This is a genomic window from Pseudomonas svalbardensis (assembly GCF_030053115.1).
Classification (GTDB): Bacteria; Pseudomonadota; Gammaproteobacteria; order Pseudomonadales; family Pseudomonadaceae; genus Aquipseudomonas; species Aquipseudomonas svalbardensis.
The window spans coordinates 4,091,777-4,111,607 of sequence record NZ_CP125619.1 but is presented as its reverse complement, the minus strand read 5'-3'; the positions used below and the strand labels follow the sequence as shown (position 1 = coordinate 4,111,607).

At 60.1% G+C, this 19,831-nt stretch carries 16 protein-coding genes; 13 read left to right on the top strand and 3 right to left on the bottom strand.

What is annotated here, in order from left to right; translation table 11 throughout:
• Window positions 1-69: 69 nt before the first annotated feature.
• The 5 genes from aroC to mtnC all read left to right on the top strand — a co-directional run bounded on the left by aroC (window position 70) and on the right by mtnC (window position 4,390).
• A complete protein-coding gene (gene aroC, locus QFX16_RS18960; RefSeq protein WP_283180897.1) occupies window positions 70-1,161 on the top strand; it encodes a chorismate synthase in 1,092 nt (363 codons plus the stop codon).
• Between the two features lie 177 nt (window positions 1,162-1,338).
• Complete coding sequence (locus QFX16_RS18955) at window positions 1,339-2,484, top strand: MFS transporter (RefSeq protein ID WP_283184602.1); 1,146 nt, start codon at window positions 1,339-1,341, stop codon at window positions 2,482-2,484.
• Window positions 2,481-3,122, top strand: coding sequence for a methylthioribulose 1-phosphate dehydratase (locus QFX16_RS18950; RefSeq protein WP_283180896.1), 642 nt, complete (start codon window positions 2,481-2,483; stop codon window positions 3,120-3,122). Before QFX16_RS18955 ends, QFX16_RS18950 begins: the two co-directional genes overlap by 4 nt.
• A 34-nt stretch (window positions 3,123-3,156) precedes the next feature.
• Window positions 3,157-3,702 carry a 1,2-dihydroxy-3-keto-5-methylthiopentene dioxygenase gene (locus QFX16_RS18945; RefSeq protein WP_283180895.1) on the top strand — a complete coding sequence of 182 codons (546 nt, stop codon included), beginning with the start codon at window positions 3,157-3,159 and terminating at the stop codon, window positions 3,700-3,702.
• 4 nt (window positions 3,703-3,706) lie between these two features.
• Window positions 3,707-4,390, top strand: a complete 684-nt coding sequence (gene mtnC / locus QFX16_RS18940) for an acireductone synthase (protein ID WP_283180894.1) — start codon at window positions 3,707-3,709, stop codon at window positions 4,388-4,390.
• 101 nt (window positions 4,391-4,491) lie between these two features.
• Here the strand turns inward: mtnC and QFX16_RS18935 are convergent, their stop codons facing one another.
• The gene (locus QFX16_RS18935; RefSeq protein ID WP_008146103.1) at window positions 4,492-4,770 is read right to left on the bottom strand and encodes a DUF3509 domain-containing protein; all 279 of its coding nucleotides are present in this window, start codon (window positions 4,768-4,770) and stop codon (window positions 4,492-4,494) included.
• A gap of 344 nt (window positions 4,771-5,114) precedes the next feature.
• On the opposite strand from QFX16_RS18935, the gene QFX16_RS18930 reads away from it, so the two are divergent.
• The gene (locus QFX16_RS18930) at window positions 5,115-6,953 is read left to right on the top strand and encodes a long-chain-acyl-CoA synthetase (RefSeq protein ID WP_283180893.1); all 1,839 of its coding nucleotides are present in this window, start codon (window positions 5,115-5,117) and stop codon (window positions 6,951-6,953) included.
• A 111-nt stretch (window positions 6,954-7,064) separates the two neighbouring features.
• Window positions 7,065-7,583 (top strand): ankyrin repeat domain-containing protein, encoded by a 519-nt coding sequence (locus QFX16_RS18925; protein ID WP_123366263.1) that lies wholly within the window; start codon window positions 7,065-7,067, stop codon window positions 7,581-7,583.
• 183 nt (window positions 7,584-7,766) lie between these two features.
• Here the strand turns inward: QFX16_RS18925 and QFX16_RS18920 are convergent, their stop codons facing one another.
• A complete protein-coding gene (locus QFX16_RS18920; RefSeq protein WP_283180892.1) occupies window positions 7,767-9,107 on the bottom strand; it encodes a substrate-binding domain-containing protein in 1,341 nt (446 codons plus the stop codon).
• 189 nt (window positions 9,108-9,296) lie between these two features.
• Complete coding sequence (xthA, locus tag QFX16_RS18915) at window positions 9,297-10,109, bottom strand: exodeoxyribonuclease III (protein WP_283180891.1); 813 nt, start codon at window positions 10,107-10,109, stop codon at window positions 9,297-9,299.
• 176 nt (window positions 10,110-10,285) lie between these two features.
• Between xthA and QFX16_RS18910 the strand changes: the two genes are divergently transcribed.
• From QFX16_RS18910 to QFX16_RS18885, 6 genes are all read left to right on the top strand, one after another.
• On the top strand, window positions 10,286-10,936 hold the full coding sequence (locus tag QFX16_RS18910) for a GNAT family N-acetyltransferase (RefSeq protein WP_283180890.1): 651 nt from the start codon (window positions 10,286-10,288) through the stop codon (window positions 10,934-10,936).
• A 65-nt stretch (window positions 10,937-11,001) separates the two neighbouring features.
• Complete coding sequence (locus QFX16_RS18905) at window positions 11,002-12,729, top strand: autotransporter assembly complex protein TamA (protein WP_283180889.1); 1,728 nt, start codon at window positions 11,002-11,004, stop codon at window positions 12,727-12,729.
• Complete coding sequence (locus tag QFX16_RS18900) at window positions 12,726-16,400, top strand: translocation/assembly module TamB domain-containing protein (RefSeq protein WP_283180888.1); 3,675 nt, start codon at window positions 12,726-12,728, stop codon at window positions 16,398-16,400. Before QFX16_RS18905 ends, QFX16_RS18900 begins: the two co-directional genes overlap by 4 nt.
• A gap of 180 nt (window positions 16,401-16,580) precedes the next feature.
• Window positions 16,581-17,054 (top strand): MarR family winged helix-turn-helix transcriptional regulator, encoded by a 474-nt coding sequence (locus tag QFX16_RS18895; RefSeq protein WP_283180887.1) that lies wholly within the window; start codon window positions 16,581-16,583, stop codon window positions 17,052-17,054.
• Window positions 17,051-18,520, top strand: a complete 1,470-nt coding sequence (locus QFX16_RS18890; protein ID WP_283180886.1) for an efflux transporter outer membrane subunit — start codon at window positions 17,051-17,053, stop codon at window positions 18,518-18,520. Before QFX16_RS18895 ends, QFX16_RS18890 begins: the two co-directional genes overlap by 4 nt.
• Before the next feature lie 15 nt (window positions 18,521-18,535).
• Window positions 18,536-19,741, top strand: coding sequence for an HlyD family secretion protein (locus QFX16_RS18885; protein ID WP_283180885.1), 1,206 nt, complete (start codon window positions 18,536-18,538; stop codon window positions 19,739-19,741).
• Window positions 19,742-19,831: the final 90 nt, after the last annotated feature.

Sequence of the window (19,831 nt, the reverse complement as noted above, 5' to 3'; positions counted from 1 at the left end):
AACTAGTTGGGTAGCCTGCGTATACTGGCGCGCATTACGTATTTGGTTCGATTTCACGGAGCGTCCTGCATGTCCGGCAATACCTACGGCAAGCTGTTCACTGTCACCACCGCGGGCGAAAGCCATGGTCCGGCGTTGGTCGCCATTGTCGACGGCTGCCCGCCGGGCCTGGAGATCTCTCTGGAGGATCTGCAGCGTGACCTGGATCGCCGCAAACCCGGCACCAGCCGCCACACCACCCAGCGCCAGGAAGCCGACGAAGTCGAAATTCTCTCCGGCGTGTTCGAAGGACGCACCACCGGTTGCGCCATCGGCCTGTTGATCCGCAACACCGACCAGAAGTCCAAGGATTACTCGGCGATCAAGGACCTGTTCCGCCCGGCCCACGCCGACTACACCTATCACCACAAATACGGCGAGCGCGATTACCGTGGCGGCGGTCGCAGTTCTGCCCGCGAAACGGCCATGCGCGTGGCCGCCGGTGCGATTGCGAAAAAATACCTGGCCACTCAGGGCATCGTCATTCGTGGCTACATGAGCCAGCTCGGCCCGATCGAAATCCCGTTCAAGACCTGGGATTCGGTGGAAGAGAACGCCTTCTTCAGCCCTGATCCGGACAAGGTCCCGGAGCTGGAGGCCTACATGGACCAGTTGCGTCGCGACCAGGATTCGGTTGGCGCGAAGATCACCGTAGTCGCTGAAGGCGTAATGCCGGGCCTTGGCGAGCCGATCTTCGACCGTCTCGATGCCGAACTCGCTCACGCGCTAATGAGCATCAACGCGGTCAAAGGCGTGGAAATCGGCGCCGGTTTCGCCAGCGTTGCCCAGCGTGGCACCGAACACCGCGATGAAATGACCCCGCATGGTTTCCTCAGCAACAACGCGGGCGGCATTTTAGGTGGCATTTCGTCGGGTCAGCCAATCGTCGCGCACCTGGCGCTCAAGCCAACCTCGAGCATCACCACGCCGGGTCGTTCCATCGACATCCATGGCAACCCGGTGGAAGTCGTCACCAAGGGTCGCCACGACCCGTGCGTCGGCATCCGCGCCACACCGATCGCCGAAGCGATGATGGCCATCGTGCTGATGGATCACCTGTTGCGTCACCGTGGGCAGAACCTGGACGTGCGCGTGAGCACGCCGGTGCTGGGTCAGCTTTAATGGCTGACCTTGGGTCTGTACGAAAACTCGCCGAGCGGCGATCAGGCAAGGCAAAAACAGGCGAGCAAGCGGAGTGTAGGGACCTACATGAGCATTGCGAGCCTGTTTTTAACGCAGCATGATCGTCGCGCAGGCAGTTCTCGTACAGAGCCTCACAGCCGCTGCGGTCTGACGGCTTTGACGGCGCTCCCGTACTGGCGGCTCTCCAGTTTCTATCTGTTCTATTTCGCCTTGCTCGGTTCGACAGCGCCGTTTCTGGCGCTGTACTTCGATCACCTGGGCTTTTCCAGCGCGCGCATCGGCGAGCTGGTGGCGATCCCGATGCTGATGCGCTGCGTGGCGCCGAACATCTGGGGCTGGCTCGGTGATTACACCGGCCGACGCCTAGCCATCGTGCGCTTCGGTGCGGTCTGCACGCTGCTGACGTTTTCGCTGATCTTCGTCAGCAAGACCTACGCCTGGCTGGCGATGGTCATGGCCTTGCACGCGTTTTTCTGGCACGCGGTGTTGCCGCAGTTCGAAGTCATCACGTTGGCGCACTTGCAAGGCCAGACTAACCGTTACAGTCAGATCCGCTTGTGGGGTTCCATCGGTTTTATCATCACCGTGGTCGCGCTTGGCCGGTTGTTCGAAGGGTTGAGCCTGGATATCTATCCGCTGACGCTGGTGCTGATCATGGCCGGCATCGTGGTCAGCAGTTTGTGGGTGCCGAACGCCCAACCGGCTCAGGGCAATCGAATTGCGGGAGATGGGTTTCTCAAGCAATTGCGCAATCCCGGCGTATTGGCTTTTTACGGTTGCGTGGCACTGATGCAGATGAGCCACGGTCCTTATTACACCTTTCTGACCTTGCACCTGGAGCGACTCGGGTACAGCCGTGGGCTGATCGGCGTGCTATGGGCGGTCGGTGTGGTCGCCGAAGTCTTGATGTTTCTGGCCATGAGCAAGATCCTCGCGCGTTTCTCCGTGCGACGGGTGTTGCTGGCGAGTTTTCTGCTGGCTGCCTTGCGTTGGTTGTTGCTCGGTTCGTTCGCGGAGTTCCTTTGGGTGCTGTTGTTCGCCCAGGTGCTGCACGCGGCGACATTTGGCAGCTTTCACGCAGCTGCCATCCAGTTCGTGCAACGTAGCTTTGGCGCGCGCCAACAAGGGCAGGGCCAGGCGTTATACGCCGCACTGGCCGGCACCGGCGGCGCACTGGGCGCGTTGTATTCCGGTTACAGCTGGAATGCCCTCGGCCCTGCATTGACCTTTAGTATTGCCAGCCTCGCAGCCTTCGCGGCGGCCGTTATCATTGCCACACGTATGCAAGAGGACAGGCCATGAGCCTTACCCGTGAGCACCTCGCCCAGGAAATCATCGATGCCGGGCGTTTTCTCTATGGCCGCGGCTGGTCGCCGGCCACCAGCAGCAACTACTCGACGCGCCTGTCGCCGACTGAAGCGCTGCTGACGGTGTCCGGCAAGCACAAAGGCCAACTCGGCCTCGACGATGTGCTGGTCACCGATCTGTCCGGCAACAGCCTGGAACCGGGCAAAAAACCGTCCGCCGAAACCCTGCTGCACACCCAGCTCTACTGCTGGCGCCCGGAGATCGGCGCGGTGTTGCACACGCATTCGGTGAACGCCACGGTGTTGTCGCGCCTGACGCCGCAAGACTTCATCGAGTTCGAAGACTACGAGCTGCAAAAAGCCTTCAGTGGTGTGTCGACCCACGAATCCCGGGTACGTGTGCCGATTTTCGATAACGACCAGGACATTGCGCGCCTCGCCGCCAAGGTGCAGCCTTGGCTCCAGGCCCATCCCGATTGCGTCGGCTACCTGATCCGCGGCCACGGTCTCTACACCTGGGGCGCGCGAATGAGCGATGCACTGCGACAGATCGAAGCCTTTGAATTTTTGTTCGAGTGCGAGTTGAAGATGCGCTCACTCTTGAACCATAAAAAGCTGAACCGTCACGCATGAACCGCCAAGCATGAACCGTTAAGGAGTTGCCCTGATGAGCAGCCTGTCCGTTTACCACGTCTCAAGCCCTGACTTGCCAAACAAGGTGCTGACGCATTTCGAAGACATCGCCTCGACCCTGGCCGAGCAGGGCGTGCGTTTCGACCGCTGGCAAGCCGCGGCGAAAATCCAGCCCGGCGCCAGTCAGGAAGAAGTGATCGCCGCGTATCAGGAGCAAATCGACAAGCTGATGACTGAACGCGGTTACATCACCGTCGATGTGATCAGCCTGACCAGCGATCACCCGCAAAAAGCCGAATTGCGCGCCAGGTTTCTCGACGAACATCGCCATGGCGAAGACGAAGTACGATTTTTCGTCGCCGGCCGTGGCTTGTTCACCCTGCACATCGACGATTACGTCTACGCGGTGCTCTGCGAGAAAAACGACCTGATCTCGGTGCCGGCCGGCACCCCGCACTGGTTCGACATGGGCGAGCATCCGCATTTCGTCGCGATCCGTCTGTTCAACAACGCTGAAGGTTGGGTGGCCAATTTCACCGGTGACGACATCGCCAGTCGCTTCCCGAGTCTTGAGGACTGAGGCGATGCCGATCAAAGCGATTCTCACCGACATCGAAGGCACCACCAGCGCGGTGAGTTTTGTGTTCGACGTGCTGTTTCCCTACGCGGCCAAACACTTGCCGGATTTTGTTCGCCATAACGCCGCGCGTGCGGATGTTGCCGAGCAACTGGACGCCGTTCGCCGGGATACCAACGAGCCGAACGCCGACGTCGAGCGGGTGATCGACATTCTTCTGGACTGGATTGCCGAAGACCGCAAAGCCACGCCGCTCAAGGCGTTGCAAGGCATGGTCTGGAAACAGGGCTATCAGGCCGGAGAGTTGAAAGGCCACGTTTTCCCGGACGCCATTGAAGCGCTCAAACGCTGGCATCAGGGCGGCTACAAATTATTTGTTTATTCGTCCGGTTCGATCCAGGCCCAAAAGCTGATCTTCGGCTGCTCGGAAGCGGGGGATCTTTCACCACTGTTCAGTGGCTATTTCGACACCACCTCGGGGCCCAAGCGTGAAGCGCAGTCCTACGAGCGCATTACCCAGGCCATTGGCCTGGACGCTTCGCAGATCCTTTTTCTGTCCGACATCGTCGAGGAACTGGACGCGGCGCGCACGGCGGGAATGGCTACGTGCGGGCTGGCCCGTGAAGGCGGGGAGCTGGCGGGGCATGTGACCGTCGACAGTTTTGCGCGGATCGATCCTTCCACGTTCTAAGCGTCGAAGACCAACCCACATGGATCGGCGTACCGTCAGAAACAACTCAGGCCGTGAAGCGAAAGCTCTCACGGCCTGTTTGTTTACAGCTCTGGAACGGTTTAAACCGAGTGATACGTCGGCAGGGCAAACCGCTGCTGGCTTTGCAGCATGGAAATCTGCGGCAGTTCGCTGGCCTGTTCGGCGATGTCACGGCGAATGGCACTGATCACCCAGGACAACTGATCACCGGCATGCAATTGCTGGTAGGAAATCGAACGTTTGAAGACTTTGCCGTCGGTGCTGCTCAAGGTCAGCAGAATGCCGCCGTCCGGACGTGGCTGGGTGGTCACTTCGAAGTTGGAGAACAGGGACGAAAATTTTTCTTGGATCAGGTTCATGTCTATCAGCTCCGTTAGCTCTTGAATGGCAAGCATGCAGAGGTAGTTGCAGTGATTGTGCCAGCACGTGATTTTTTAAAAATCCTTATATATCAATTAGTTAGTTTTAAGGTGTTTTTGCACTTTCGTGCAATCTGCATGAAGGGCCATCGTGCATCCTGCATTTTGCGTGGTCGACATCGATTCGATGGAACCAATTGCCCGGCGCAAGCTCCCGATTTCGAATGCCGCAGACGTGGATACAAATCATTTCAAAAACCGCGTGTACAGCTCAGGAACCGCTGACGTATTTTCGGCCTCAATCAACGCCGCCCGAACAATAAAAAGATCGACCGGGAGCAACCATGAGCCGCACGCCGAACGACACGATTACCTGGGGCATGATGCTCCGCAAGCTGCCTTCCATTGCCAAAGCCATTCCTCGCGTGGTGAAAGGCATGAAAGCCGCCAACGTCAAGGACCCGACCCAACCGTGCGGCCTGGGCTGGAGCTTCGAGCAAGCGACGTTGCGCAATCCCGATGGCCCGGCATTGCTGCAGGGCGAGGTGGCGCTGACGTATGCTCAGGTCAACCAATGGGCCAATCGCATTGCCCATCATCTGATTGCCCAAGGCATCCGCAAGAGCGATGTGGTGGCGGTCTTTATCGAGAATCGCCCGGAACTGCTGGTGACGATTCTGGCGGTGGCCAAGGTCGGCGCAATCAGTGCCTTGCTCAATACTTCGCAGACCCGCGATACCCTGGCTCACAGCCTGAACCTGGTGGCGCCCGCGGCGATCATCGTCGGAGAAGAGCTGGTCCCGGCGTTTTCGGCGGTCCGCGAGCGGGTGTCGATCGAGGCGGCGCGCACCTGGTTCGTCGCTGATCAAGACACCTTCAGCCATCCGGGCATTGCGCCCGACGGGTTCATCAACCTGATGACCGCCAGTGCCGACAGCTCCAGCGCCAACCCCGCCAGCAGCCAGCAGGTTTTTTTCGACGACCCTTGTTTCTATATCTACACCTCGGGCACCACCGGCTTGCCCAAGGCCGGGGTGTTCAAACACGGCCGCTGGATGCGCAGCTCCGCAAGCTTCGGGCTGATCGCCTTGGATATGCGCCCGGAGGATGTCGTCTATTGCACCTTGCCGCTCTATCACGCTACCGGGCTGTGCGTGTGCTGGGGCTCGGCGATCAGTGGCGCCTCGGGTTTTGCCATTCGCCGCAAGTTCAGCGCCAGTCAATTCTGGAACGATGTGCGCAAGTACCGCGCGACCACCCTCGGTTATGTCGGCGAATTGTGCCGCTACCTGGTGGATCAACCGCCCAGCGTCGACGACAGCAAGCACAGCGTGACGAAGATGATCGGCAATGGCCTGCGCCCCGGCGCGTGGGGCGAGTTCAAGACACGTTTTGCGGTGAATCACATCTGCGAGTTGTACGCCGCCAGCGACGGCAACATCGGCTTCACCAACATCCTCAACTTTGATAACACCGTCGGTTTTTCCCTGATGTCATGGGAGTTGGCGGCGTACGACCACGACAGCGGTGCGCCGATTCGGGATGCCAAGGGCTTCATGCGCAAGGTTGCCAAAGGCGAGCAGGGGCTGTTGCTGGCGAAGATCGACGACAAGGCACCGCTCGACGGCTACACCGATCCGCAGAAGACCGAAAAGGTTGTGCTGCACGACGTGTTCGAGAAGGGCGACCGTTACTTCAATACCGGTGACCTGCTGCGCAACATCGGTTTTGGTCACGCGCAGTTTGTCGACCGCCTGGGAGATACATTCCGCTGGAAGGGTGAAAACGTCTCGACCACCGAGGTCGAAAACATCCTTCTGCAACATCCGAATATTTCCGAAGCCGTGGCCTACGGCGTGGAAATCCGCAACACCAACGGGCGTGCGGGGATGGCGGCGATTACGCCAGCCGAGTCCCTGGCGACCCTGGACTTCAGCGAACTGCTGGCCTTCGCCCGCGAGCAAATGCCCGCCTATGCGGTGCCGTTGTTCCTGCGGGTGAAAGTGAAAATGGAGACCACCGGCACGTTCAAATATCAGAAGACCCGCCTCAAGGACGAAGCCTTCGACCCCGGCAAAACCGGCGATGACCCGATCTACGCCTGGTTACCGGGAACCCAGACTTACGTGCAGGTCACTCCGCAGTTGCTGGCGGATATTCACGGCGGCGCTTTTCGTTATTGAATGCAGCGCTATTGAATGTGGCTATGGCTTTCCATGAGAAAAAAGAAGTGACAGCCTCGGGGCTGCTCGGGAAACTGTCGGCTTTGCGAATAACCGAACGTGGAGTGCCCAATGTCAGACCAAAGCCGCCAGATGACCCCCGAAGAAGCCGCTGAATTTGCCGAACAGGTATTCAACAAAGCGCGCGAGGGCGATGCGGCCATGATGGCTGCACTGTTGACCAAGGGCCTGCCGCCGAATCTGCGTAACCACAAGGGCGACACCTTGCTGATGCTGGCCGCTTACCACGGCCATGTGGAGACGGTAAAAGTCCTGCTCGAACACAAGGCCGACCCGGAAATCCGCAACGACAACGGCCAGAGCCCGATTGCCGGCGCGGCGTTCAAGGGTGACCTGGCGGTGGTCAAGGCACTGGTTGAAGGCGGCGCGCAAGTGGAGGGTTCGTCCTTCGACGGTCGCACTGCGCTGATGATGGCGGCGATGTTCAATCGCGTCGAAATCGTGGACTACCTGATCAGCAAAGGCGCCGACCCGAAAGCCAAAGACGCCAATGGCGTCTCTGCGCTGGATGCCGCCAAGACGATGGGCGCGGTGGACACCACGGCGCAGTTGCAGAAGCTGCTCGGCTGATCTCCGCCGTGTAGCAGCTCTCGAGCTTGCGAGGCTGCGTTCGGCTCGGGCCGCGTTCGGACGCAGCAGTCGTCAAACCTGTATGTGCGGTCTCCCTGAAACACCGCATCGTCTGATTTCACGACTGCTGCGTCCGAACGCAGCCTCGCAAGCTCGACAGCTGCTACACACACACACACACCGTCAATACACCCACACCTCAACCCGCCGATTCTTGATCCGCCCCTCATCCGCGCTATTGGCCGCCACCGGCATTTCAGCGCCAAAACCACGAATCTCGCGAAACACCACGCCGCGTTTCACCAGTTCCCGTCGCACAGCCATCGCGCGCAGTTTCGACAACAGATCGGCGCGGGCCGGATCACTTTTGGCGTCGCCAAACCCCACCAGCGTCACCTGCCGATTGGTCTTGTCACGCTGCTTTATATAGTCGAGCACCCGCCACAGGTCCTGCCGGGCCTTATTGTCCAGCGTCGCACTGCCTTCTTCGAAACGGAAATTCACTGTCAGTCGCTGGGCGTGACGGCTGAGCGCCTGATAACCCTCTGGCATCAATGCATTCGGTGTGACGCTCATGGCCTGGACGGTCTGGGCGATAAAACCATTGGCCGCGACAATCGCCTGACCCTTGCTGCTTTGGGCGAACGCCACCAGTGCTTCGACCCAAGGGTTTTTCCCATTGGGCGGCAAGTAAAAGAACAGCCGACGTGACAACGGATAGTCTTCCGTGGCAATCAGGCTGTTGAGCGGCAGCATGGCTTGGGATTGGCCATCGGCAATCGCCACGGCTTTAGCCTGACGCACGTAAGGCAGGCCGATGAAGCCGATCCCTTGCGGGTCGAGGCTGACTGCGTCGGACAATTGCTCGCTGGATTCGAAACGTTTCGCAGCGCTGCTCAGCGTTTTCCCACGGCGGCTGAGGACCAATTCCTTGAACGTGTCATAGGTGCCCGATTGGTCATCCCGCGCATAGAGATGAATCGTCCCACCGGTGCCGCCGAGTTCTTCCCAGGTTTTTGCCTCGCCGCTGAAGATTCGCGCCAGTTGTTCGGTGTTCAGTTCACTCAACGGATTTTGCGGATGAAGGATGATCGCCAGGCCATCGATGGCGATGACCTGCTCGGCGCCGGGGCTTTTAAAGTCGCCCAAGCGCGCAAGATCTGCCCGTTCGCTGTCCTTGATCGGGCGCGAAGAGGCGGCGAGGTCGGCGGTGGCGCTTTTCAGGGCGGTGAAACCGGTGCTGGAACCGTGGGCCGCAATGTCCACCGCGACCCGGCGGCCCTGAACGGTTTCGCCGATGACGCGCAGTTCGTTGGCTTTGTCCGGGGTCTCGCTGTGAACCTTGAGCAGGCCCTGTTCGCGCATCAACCCCTCAACCAGCGCCGGGCCCAATGCCGCGCCAATGGTGTTGGAACCCTGGATGCGCAGCACCGGGCCAGACTCGGGCGTCGCCAACGCGCCAGCCGACGCCGTCAGCGGCAGCCAGGCGCACAGCATCAACAGGAACAACACGCGCAGCGTCATGCCGGCACCTTATAAGCCAAAGGAAGTGCCGGGAGAATAAGTCAGTAAGGTTTCTGAAAGATGACAGTCTTTAATGTGCAAGCGGGCTTGCTCGCGAATACGGTGTGTCAGTCGACATCAATATCGAATGACACACCGTATTCGCGAGCAGGCTCGCTCCCACAGTTGATCTGTGTCGACAGGTAGGGATCAGTTCAGTTCAAGCCAGATCGGCGCGTGATCCGATGGTTTTTCCATCCCGCGCAGTTCGTAATCCACACCCGCATCCTTCACGCGTGGCAACAACCCATGGGACGCCATGATCAGGTCAATCCGCAGCCCACGCTTGGGCTCATCCTCAAAACCGCGGCTACGGTAGTCGAACCAGCTGAAACGGTCGGCCACCTCAGGGTTCAAGTGACGGAAGCTGTCCACCAGGCCCCAGTTCTTCAAACGGGCCATCCACTCGCGCTCTTCTGGCAAGAAGCTGCATTTACCGGTCTTCAGCCAGCGTTTCATGTTGTCCGGGCCGATACCGATGTCGCAGTCTTCCGGGGAAATGTTCACGTCGCCCATCACCACCACCGGCTGATCGTTGCTGAACTGGCTTTCCAGCAATTGCTGCAGGTCGCTGTAAAAGCGTTCCTTGGCCGGGAACTTGGTCGGGTGATCGCGGCTTTCGCCCTGTGGGAAATAGCCGTTCATGATGGTCACCGGCACGCCATTGGCGTCGGCGAACGTGCCCCAGATGAAGCGGCGCTGAGCGTCTTCTTCATCGGTGGCGAAACCTTTGTGCAGCGCGATAGGTTCCTGACGCGAGAGCAGGGCCACGCCGTAGTGACCTTTTTGACCGTGGAAATACACGTGATAGCCCAGTGCCTGAACCTCGGCCAGCGGGAATTGGTCGTCGTGAACCTTGGTTTCCTGCAGTCCGATCACATCTGGCTGATGCTTTTCGATCAGCGCCGCCAGCTGATGGGGGCGAGCGCGCAGCCCGTTGATGTTGAAGGAGACGATCTTCATGGTCGGCAGTCCTGGCAAAAGCGCGATGCTAGCTGACATGTAGGATCGGGGCCAGCGTGGCAGTAGTCCAAATGCGCTGCTAATGTCTGGGGGCGTGGGAACGATCACGACTGCGCAAGGCTCGTACCAATAAGAACGAGGCCTTTTTGAGCCTCGCCCAGGGGAGATCTACCGTTATGCCCGAAACCTCGACCGCCATCGCCGATATTCACATGCTCGACAACGGCTATTCCCGCGAAGCACGTTCGTTGCTGTACCAGGCTTACCGGCATGAGCCGACGTTCGGCTACCTGTTCGAAGCGGAGCGTCCCGGTTATGAACAGCGGGTCCGCGCTACCGTGCGCGAGCTGGTCAAACAACACTTTCTTCAGGACTTGCCGGCCATCGGCCTGTTAGTCAACGACCGGTTGATCGGCATTGCGTTGATCGCGCCGCCGCAACGTCGCCTTGGCATCACAGAGAGTTGGGCCTGGCGTCTGCGCATGGTGCTCAGCACCGGGTTTCGCTGCACCCGACGCTATCTCGAGTATCACGATGCCGTGATGGCTTGCGTGCCGTCCGATTCGGTACACCTGCTGCCGTTGCTGGGGGTTCATCCGCAATTTCAGGGCCAACACTTTGGCGAACAATTGCTGCAAGCGGTGCACAACTGGTGCGCGGTGGATGAGCACTCCGAGGGCGTAATCCTCGATACCGGGAATCCTCGTTATCTGGAGTTCTATAAGCGTCAGGGCTATGAGGAAATAGGAGAAGTCGCCGTAGGACCGATTCGCGAGCACGTGTTTTTCCACGCCAATCCGCAGGTGTTACAAACAGCAACGGCATAAAGGTAGAACTTTCACCGCACGCCAGGCTCTATCACGCTCCCAAGCTCGTGATAGCATCCGCGCCTATGAAGTTTCCAGGAAGAATTACCAGCGGCGTGCTGATGCTGATTACCAGCTGCGCGGCGCTGGCGCAAAGTGAATTGGATGTTCGGATCAAACCGTCCAACGATGAACTGAAAGCCAATATAGAGGGCTATATCGGCAGCCTCGGCGATCGAGACGAAGAAGCCTTGCTGCGCTTCAGTCGTGGCGCCGAAGAACAGGCACGCAAGGCCGCCCAGGCCTTGGGTTATTACCAGCCGCAGATCGACACGGATGTGAAGGGCGGCAAGACACCGCGTCTGGTGCTGAATATCGATCCCGGCGAGCCGGTGCATTTGCGCAACGTCACTGTTCGCATCGACGGCCCGGCTGCCACCCTCAAATCCTTTCGTGTACCCAAAAGCGATTTGCTGAAAACCGGCGCAGTGCTCAACCATGGCCATTACGAAGACGCCAAGCGCCTGATTCAGAATCAGGCCTCGCGCTACGGTTTTTTCAGCGGGCACTTCAGTAGCCAGAAATTGTCGGTCGACCCGCGAGCCGGCGTCGCCGACATCGAACTGATCTACAACAGCGGCCCGCGTTATTCGCTGGGTAAGGTCAGTTTCGAAGGTGACACGCCGTTCGACGAAGACCTGCTGCGGCGCATGGTGCCATTCAAGGCGGGCGCGCCTTATGACTCCGAACTGATCGCCGAGCTCAATCAAGCCATGCAATCGAGCGGCTATTTCGAAAGCGTGCGGGTGGATGCGGCGCCGACGGCGTCCAAGAACGACGTGATCCCGGTGGACGTCAAACTCGAAACGCGCAAACCACGGACCATGGGTCTGGGGCTGGGTTATTCCACCGACGTCGGCCCACGGGTCAAGGCCAACTGGACCCGACACTGGGTCAACCCTCAGGGGCACAGCTATGGCTGGGAGACCGAAGTTTCGGCGCCTCGGCAGAACGTCGGTGTGTTCTATGACATTCCCCTGGACCCGCCGCTGACCGACAAATTGCGGTTCGCCGGTGGCTATCAGAATGAAGAAATCGCCGACAAGGACTCCCTCAGCAAACTGCTGACCATCGGCCCCGAGTGGCACAGCAAGCTGCCCAGCGGTTGGCAGCGGGTGGTGTCGCTCAAGTGGCAGCGCGAGGAATACAGGCTCGGCGACGACTCGGGGCTCAGCACGTTGCTGATGCCTGGCGTCAGCTATTCCTACCTGAAAAGTGATAACCGCATCGACCCGCACAACGGTTATCGCCTGGAATTCGAGACCAAAGTGGCCAAGGAAGGTTTGGGCTCTGACACCAACCTGCTTTACGGCACCGCGTTGGTGAAAGGCTTGACCACGGTCTTCGACAAGCACCGCTTCCTCGGTCGGGTGCAGGTCGGTGGCAGCGCCACCAACGGCTACAAATCGGTGCCGCCGTCGTTGCGCTTCTTTGCCGGTGGCGATCAGAGCGTGCGTGGCTACGACTACCAGAGCCTGTCCCCGGAGAACTCCGAGGGCGACCGCATCGGTGGCCGCTACATGGTTGCCGGCAGCGTCGAGTATCAGTACTCCATTGCCGAAAAATGGCGGGTCGCGACCTTCATCGACCAAGGCAACTCTTTCAATACCCTCGAACTGCCGGACCTCAAGACCGGCGTCGGCATCGGTGTGCGCTGGGTTTCTCCGGTAGGGCCGATACGCCTCGACCTGGCCCATGCGATGGACGACGACGGCGGCATTCGATTGCACTTTTCCATGGGGCCTGAGCTGTGAATCGTGGTTTGAAAGTAACGTTGCTGGCGATTCTGGCGCTGCTGATGCTGGTCGTCCTGGCCGTGGCCACGATGCTTGGCACAGCAACGGGCAGCCGTTGGGCGCTCGGTTTTGTGCCGGGTTTGACCGTCGAGAATTTCCAGGGCCGTTTGGGCGGACAGTGGAGTGCCGACCATGCGCTGTGGCAGCAGGACAGCAGTCGGGTCGAGCTGAACAAGGTGATTTTCGCCTGGTCGCCGTTGTGCCTGACGCGCATGACCCTGTGCATCGAGCAAATGAAAACCGATCAGGTCAGCCTGCAATTTCCGACAGGTACGGAAGAAGAAAGCAGCGGGCCGATCAGTCTCCCGGATCTGAAGTTGCCCTTGGCCATCGAGCTGGGCGATGTCCAGGTCGGCAGCCTGCTGTTCAACGGCAGCGAAGAACTCAAGGGCCTGCAACTGGCGGCGCACTGGACGGCCAACGGCTTGCAGATCGATTCCGTTCATTTGCAAAGGGACGACCTGAGTCTGAAACTTTCAGGCCTGCTGCAACCCAGCGGTAACTGGCCGCTCAAGGCTGAAGGCAAACTGACCCTGCCAGCCCCCGGCACCGGGCCTTGGACGCTGGCCCTGAAGGTTGACGGCGATCTGCTGAAAACCCTCAACCTGAAAGCCGACAGCAGCGGCTACCTCAACGGGCAATTGACCGGTGAACTGCAACCGCTGGCGGAAAACCTGCCGGCCAAGGTGCGGATCACCGCTGACGGCTTCAAGGCCAGCGCCGATCTGCCGGACACCCTGCAACTCAACCAACTGGAACTCACCGGCGACGGCAACCTGAAAAGCGGTTACCAGTTGCTCGGCAAAGCCACGTTGCCCGCAGAACTTGGCCCGGTCGCGCTGCTGTTGCAAGGCAAGGTTGACGCCAACGGCGCTCAGATCGCCGGGTTGGACCTCACGGCCAACGACAAGCAAAGCCTGAAACTCACCGGCAACCTCGACTGGAGCAAAGGCCTGAGCGCCGATGCCAAAATCGACTGGCTGGATTTTCCGTGGCATCGCCTCTATCCGCTGATCGACGAGCCAGAAGTGGCGTTGCGTAGCTTCAACGGTGAAGTCTCCTACACCGACGGCATGTACATGGGGCACTTCAACGCCGCACTCGATGGCCCGGCCGGCGCGTTCAGCCTGACCAGCCCGTTCAGCGGTGATCTGACGAAAATCTACCTGCAACAAATTCAACTCGAAGCCGGGCAGGGCAAGGCCGAAGGGCACCTGAACCTGCAGTTCGCCGACGGCATTGCCTGGGACACCGCGCTGGACCTGTCGGCGATCAACCCGGCGTATTGGGTGGCGGAACTACCAGGTACGCTGGCCGGACCGTTACGCAGTAAAGGTGAGATGAAGAATGAAAAACTCAGCCTGACCGCCGACCTGGATTTGAAAGGCAAACTGCGCGGCCAACCGGCAGTGATCCAGGCCAAAGCCGATGGCGGCGGCGAGCAATGGAACCTCAGCGCGCTACAGATTCGTCTGGGCGACAACAGCATCAACGGCAAAGGCAGCCTGCAACAGAAGCTCGCCGGTCAGATCGATATCAAGCTGCCGCGCCTGGCTCAGCTGTGGCCGCAACTGCGCGGTCAGCTCAATGGTCGCGTCGATGTCGCCGGGACGCTCAAGGCGCCGCAAGGCAAGCTCGGGCTGCAAGGCACGCAACTGGCGTTCGAAGACAATCGCCTGCAAAGCCTGAACCTGGACGCCACCCTCGACAGCGCGCAACGGGCCAAAATCGACCTCAAAGGGAGCGGCATCCAGGCGGGTGACACGTCACTGGGAACGCTGACCGCCAGTGGTCAGGGCGATATCAAAAACCAGAAATTCACCCTCGACCTGCAAGGACCGAAGCTGAAACTCGCGCTCGGCCTCAACGGCAATCTGGACCAAGGCAATTGGCGTGGGCGCCTGGCCAGCGGCGATATCCAGGCCGGCGGTCAAGACTGGAAGCTGCAAGGCCCGGCGAAGCTTGAACGGCTCGCGGACGGCAAGATCAATTTTGGCGCCCACTGCTGGACGTCCGGCCCAGCCAGCCTGTGCGGTGAGGATCAGCGCCTGATGCCTGAGCCAAAGCTGCGTTATCACCTCAAACAGTTCCCGATCGATAGCCTGGCGCAGTGGTTGCCCAAGGATTTCGCCTGGAAGGGACGACTCAACGCCGACCTGCAACTGGACCTGCCGGCCAGCGGCCCGAACGGCCAGATCAGTATCGATGCCAGCGGCGGCACGTTGCGCATCAAGGAGAAGGACCAGTGGCTGGACTTCCCGTACCAGACCCTGAAACTGAACAGCAAACTCACGCCCAAGCGCATCGACACTGACCTCAATTTCGTCGGCGGCAAGCTCGGTGAGCTTATGCTCCAGGCGCAGATCAATCCTTTACCGAAGGACAAGCCACTGACCGGCTCATTCCGTTTGAATGGACTGGACCTGTCGGTAGCGCGGCCGTTTGTGCCGATGGTCGAGAAACTGACCGGACGCTTGAATGGCAGCGGCACGCTCGCAGGTACGCTGCTGGCGCCGCAGGTCAACGGCAATCTGCTGCTCAGCGATGGTGAGATTTCCGGGCCTGAACTGCCGATGGACCTTGAAGCGCTGCAACTTCAAGCCGTGATCGCTGGCGAAACCGTGCAATTGAACGGCGGCTGGAAAAGCGGCAAGACCGGGCAGGGCACCTTGAGCGGCAACATCGCCTGGGGTCAGGCATTGGTGGTGGATCTGGCGCTCAAAGGTACGCAATTGCCCGTCACCGTCGAGCCCTACGCCAAGCTGGAAATGGCGCCGGACCTGAAGATTTCGGTGAAGGACGACAAACTGGCGATTGCCGGCAAGGTGCTGGTGCCAAAAGGCGAGATCACCGTGCGCGAGTTGCCGCCGTCGACGGTCAAGGTGTCCGATGACACGGTGATCGTCGGCCAGCAGACCGAAGAGGGCAAACCCCCGATGGCCATGGCGATGGACATCGATGTGGTGGTCGGACAGGACAAACTCAGCTTTGCCGGGTTTGGCCTGACCGCCAACCTGCAAGGTCATGTGCACATCGGCGACAACATGGACACCCGCGGCGAGCTCTGGCTCAACGATGGGCGTTATCGCGCCTACGGTCAGCGATTGACCGTGCGCCGGGCGCGTTTGCTGTTTGCCGGCCCGATCGACCAGCCGTATCTGGACATCGAAGCGATTCGACAGACCGACGACGTTATCGCCGGCATTCGCCTGAGCGGTAGCGCCGAGCAGCCGACCACACAGATCTTCTCCGAGCCGGCGATGAGCCAGGAACAGGCATTGTCCTATCTGGTGCTGGGGCGTCCGCTGAGCACCAACGGTGAGGACAACAACATGCTCGCCCAAGCGGCCCTTGGATTGGGCTTGATGGGTAGTTCGGGGGTGACCAGCGGGTTGGCCAAGAACCTGGGCATTCAGGACTTCCAACTCGACACTCAAGGCAGCGGCAATGCAACCAGCGTGGTGGCCAGCGGCAATATCTCCGAGAAGCTCAGCCTGCGTTATGGCGTTGGCGTGTTCGAGCCGGCCAACACCATCGCCTTGCGTTACAAGCTGAGCAAGAAGGTCTACCTCGAAGCGGCGGGCGGCGTGGCCAGTTCGCTGGACATCTTCTACAAGCGGGACTTTTAGTCCCGCGTTCCCTCCGAAACCGAGTCGCTTTCTTCGCGAGCAGGCTGTCCGGTCACCGCAAGTCCGGCACCCCATTTATCAGTCAAATAGCAAGCAACCTAACTATTGCGTTGACATTCGCTGCCTAGGCAGTAACATCTCGCCACACATTCTCTGCCTAGGCAGCTAATCGGTGGTCAGATGAAACATTTCACCTCATACGATTTCCATAATTGCCATCTCGGCCTCCTGCTCGGGCGCGCCGCGCTGCTCAAGGACCGGATCATCGACACGCACATGGAACCCCACGGCATCACCGCCGCGCAGTTCAAAGTGCTGATCATCATGGCCCAGTTCGGCGTCGATACCCCGGCCGAGCTGTGCCGTCACCTGTCGCTGGACAGCGGTTCGATGACCCGCATGCTCGATCGTCTGGAACAGAAAGGCTTCCTCGCCCGCCAACGCTCCGAGGCAGACCGCCGTCAGGTTCAACTGGTGCTGACCGAGCAAGGCCAGCAGTTGACTGACCGTCTGCCGGAGATCGGCGCTGACGCCATGAATGAGCTGGCAGGTGCGATCACCCCTGAAGAATTGAAAACCCTGGAACAGATCCTGACGAAAATTTTGGTGGCAGCCGGTGACTCGATCACCCTGCTGCGGGTAGGTAAAAAATGAGCAGCAAAACCCTGCGTACCGGACTGAGCCTGGTGCTGTTGGCCATGAGCCTCGCCGGTTGCGCCAGCTACAGCGGCCTGACCACTGAAGGCGTCAGCCTCGATGCGAAAAACCTCAAGGCCGGGCAATCCCTCAGCGGTGTGACCCTGTCGCCCGCGGCCTGGCCGAAAAGCGACTGGTGGAAAAGCCTCGGCGACCCACAGCTCGACGGCTTGATCCGCGAAGCCCTGCACGACAGCCCCGACATGCAAATCGCCGATGCCCGCGCCCACCAGGCCAGTGCCGCCGCCTATGCAGCGGATGCGGCGCGGATGCCGACCCTCGATGCCAGCGCTGGCGTCAGCCGTTCGCGTCTGGCCCGGGATCAGGACCCGAGCGGGCAGGGTGGCACGTACTCCACCGTGCGTAACATCAGTGCCAGTTTCAATTACAACTTCGATCTCTGGGGCGGTCAGCGCGACGCCTGGGAAGCTGCGCTGGGCCAGGCCCGTGCTGCCGAAGTCGATCAACAAGCCGCTCAGCTGACGTTGTCCGCCGACGTGGCTCGCGCTTATAGCGATCTGGGTCAGGCGCATATCGTCTATGACCTGGCCAGTGAAGACCTCAAGCGCACCAAACAAATGCTCGACCTGAGCCAGCGTCGTCTGAGCTCGGGGATCGACAGTCAGTACCAGTTCCAGCAAACCGAGAGTCTGGAAGCCACGTCCGAAGCCAGCCTGATTGACGCCGAGAAACGCCTGCAAAGCGCAAAAATCGCCTTAGCCGTCTTGCTCGGTAAAGGCCCGGATCGCGGCAATGAAATCGCCCGGCCGAAAATCCTTCAAGCCAGCGCCGTAGCGTTGCCCTCGGTGCTGCCGGCCGAGTTGCTGGGTCGTCGTCCCGACCTGGTGGCCGCCCGTTGGCGGGTTGAGGCGGCGAGCAAGAACATCGACGCCGGCAAAACCCAGTTTTACCCCAACCTCAACCTGAGCGCTGCGGCCGGTGCCGAGTCGTTGCTGGGCGATGCGATGTTCGGTTCGGCCAGTCGTTTCTTCAACATCGCGCCGACGATCTCGGTGCCGATTTTCGACGGTGGCCGCCTGCGCGCCGACCTCGATTCCCGCGACGCCGATTACGACCTCGCCGTGGCGCAGTACAACAAAAGCCTGGTGAAAGCCCTGGGCGATGTCAGCGACACCATCAACCAGTTGCGCGATATCGGCCGGCAGATCGGGGCGCAGCAGCACGCCACCGACATTGCCCAGGATTCTTACAACACCGTGGTCCAGCGTTACGGTTCCGGCATCGGCAATTACCTGGACGTGCTCAGCATCGAGCAGCAATTGCTCCAGGCCCAGCGTCAGCTGGCCAACCTGAATGCCGAGCAGATCGACCTGTCGATCCAACTGATGCAGGCGCTGGGCGGCGGCTTCCAGGGCGAGACCCTGACCGCAGCCAACGCAACCCCAGCCACGCAGCACAACTAATTCAAGGTATTCGTCATGGCTACTGCCGATACAACAACACAAACCCCTGACAACACTCAAGACGCGAGCAATTCGCGCAAACGCAAAGTCATGCTAGTGGTGCTTGCGATCGTGGTGATCCTCGCCGGTGTCGGCGTCTGGGGTTATCACGAATTCTACGGGCGCTGGAACGAAAGCACCGACGACGCCTATGTAAACGGCAACGTGGTGGAAATCACTCCGCTGGTCACCGGCACCGTGGTCAGCATCGGTGCCGACGATGGCGACCTGGTTCACGAAGGCCAAGTGCTGATCAACTTCGACCCGAACGACGCCGAAGTCGGTCTGCAAAGTGCCCAGGCCAACCTGGCCCGAACCGTGCGTCAGGTGCGCGGCTTGTACAGTAACGTCGACGGCATGAAAGCCCAGGTCAACGCCCAACAGGCTGAAGTGCAGAAGGCTCAGGACAACTTCAATCGCCGGAAGAACCTCGCCGCTGGCGGCGCGATTTCCCAGGAAGAACTGTCCCATGCTCGCGACGACCTGACCTCGGCGCAAAACGCCTTGGCCAACGCCAAACAGCAACTCAAAACCACCAGTGCGCTGGTCGATGACACCGTGGTGTCGTCGCACCCGGACGTGATGTCCGCCGCCGCGCAACTGCGTCAGGCTTACTTGAACAACTCCCGCAGCACCTTGATCGCACCGGTCACCGGTTATGTCGCCAAGCGCTCCGTGCAACTGGGCCAACGCGTCCAGCCGGGCACGGCGCTGATGGCAGTCATCCCGCTGGATCAACTGTGGATCGACGCCAACTTCAAGGAAACCCAGCTGCGTGACATGCGTATCGGTCAGCCGGTGGACATCGAGGCCGACCTCTACGGCAGCGACGTGAAGTTCAGCGGCACCATCGACAGCCTCGGTGCCGGTACCGGCAGCGCGTTTGCCTTGCTGCCAGCACAGAACGCCACCGGTAACTGGATCAAGATCGTCCAGCGTGTGCCGGTGCGGATTCACATCAACGCCGAAGAACTGGCCAAGCACCCGTTGCGGGTCGGCCTGTCGACCCAGGTCGATGTGAACCTGCGTGACCAGAGCGGTCCGGTGCTGGCGCAACAGCCGCCGCAAAAGGCCTCGTTCAGCACCAACGTGTATGAGCGTCAGTTGGCCGAGGCCGACGCGATGATCACTCAGTTGATCCACGACAACAGCGCTGCGGTCAGTAAAACCGTTCAGCGCTGATTGGTCATCACACCGACCCTGTGGGAGCGAGTTTGCTCCGGGCGGCGTTCCGACGATGGCGGATTTACATTCAACATCTTTGTTGATTGA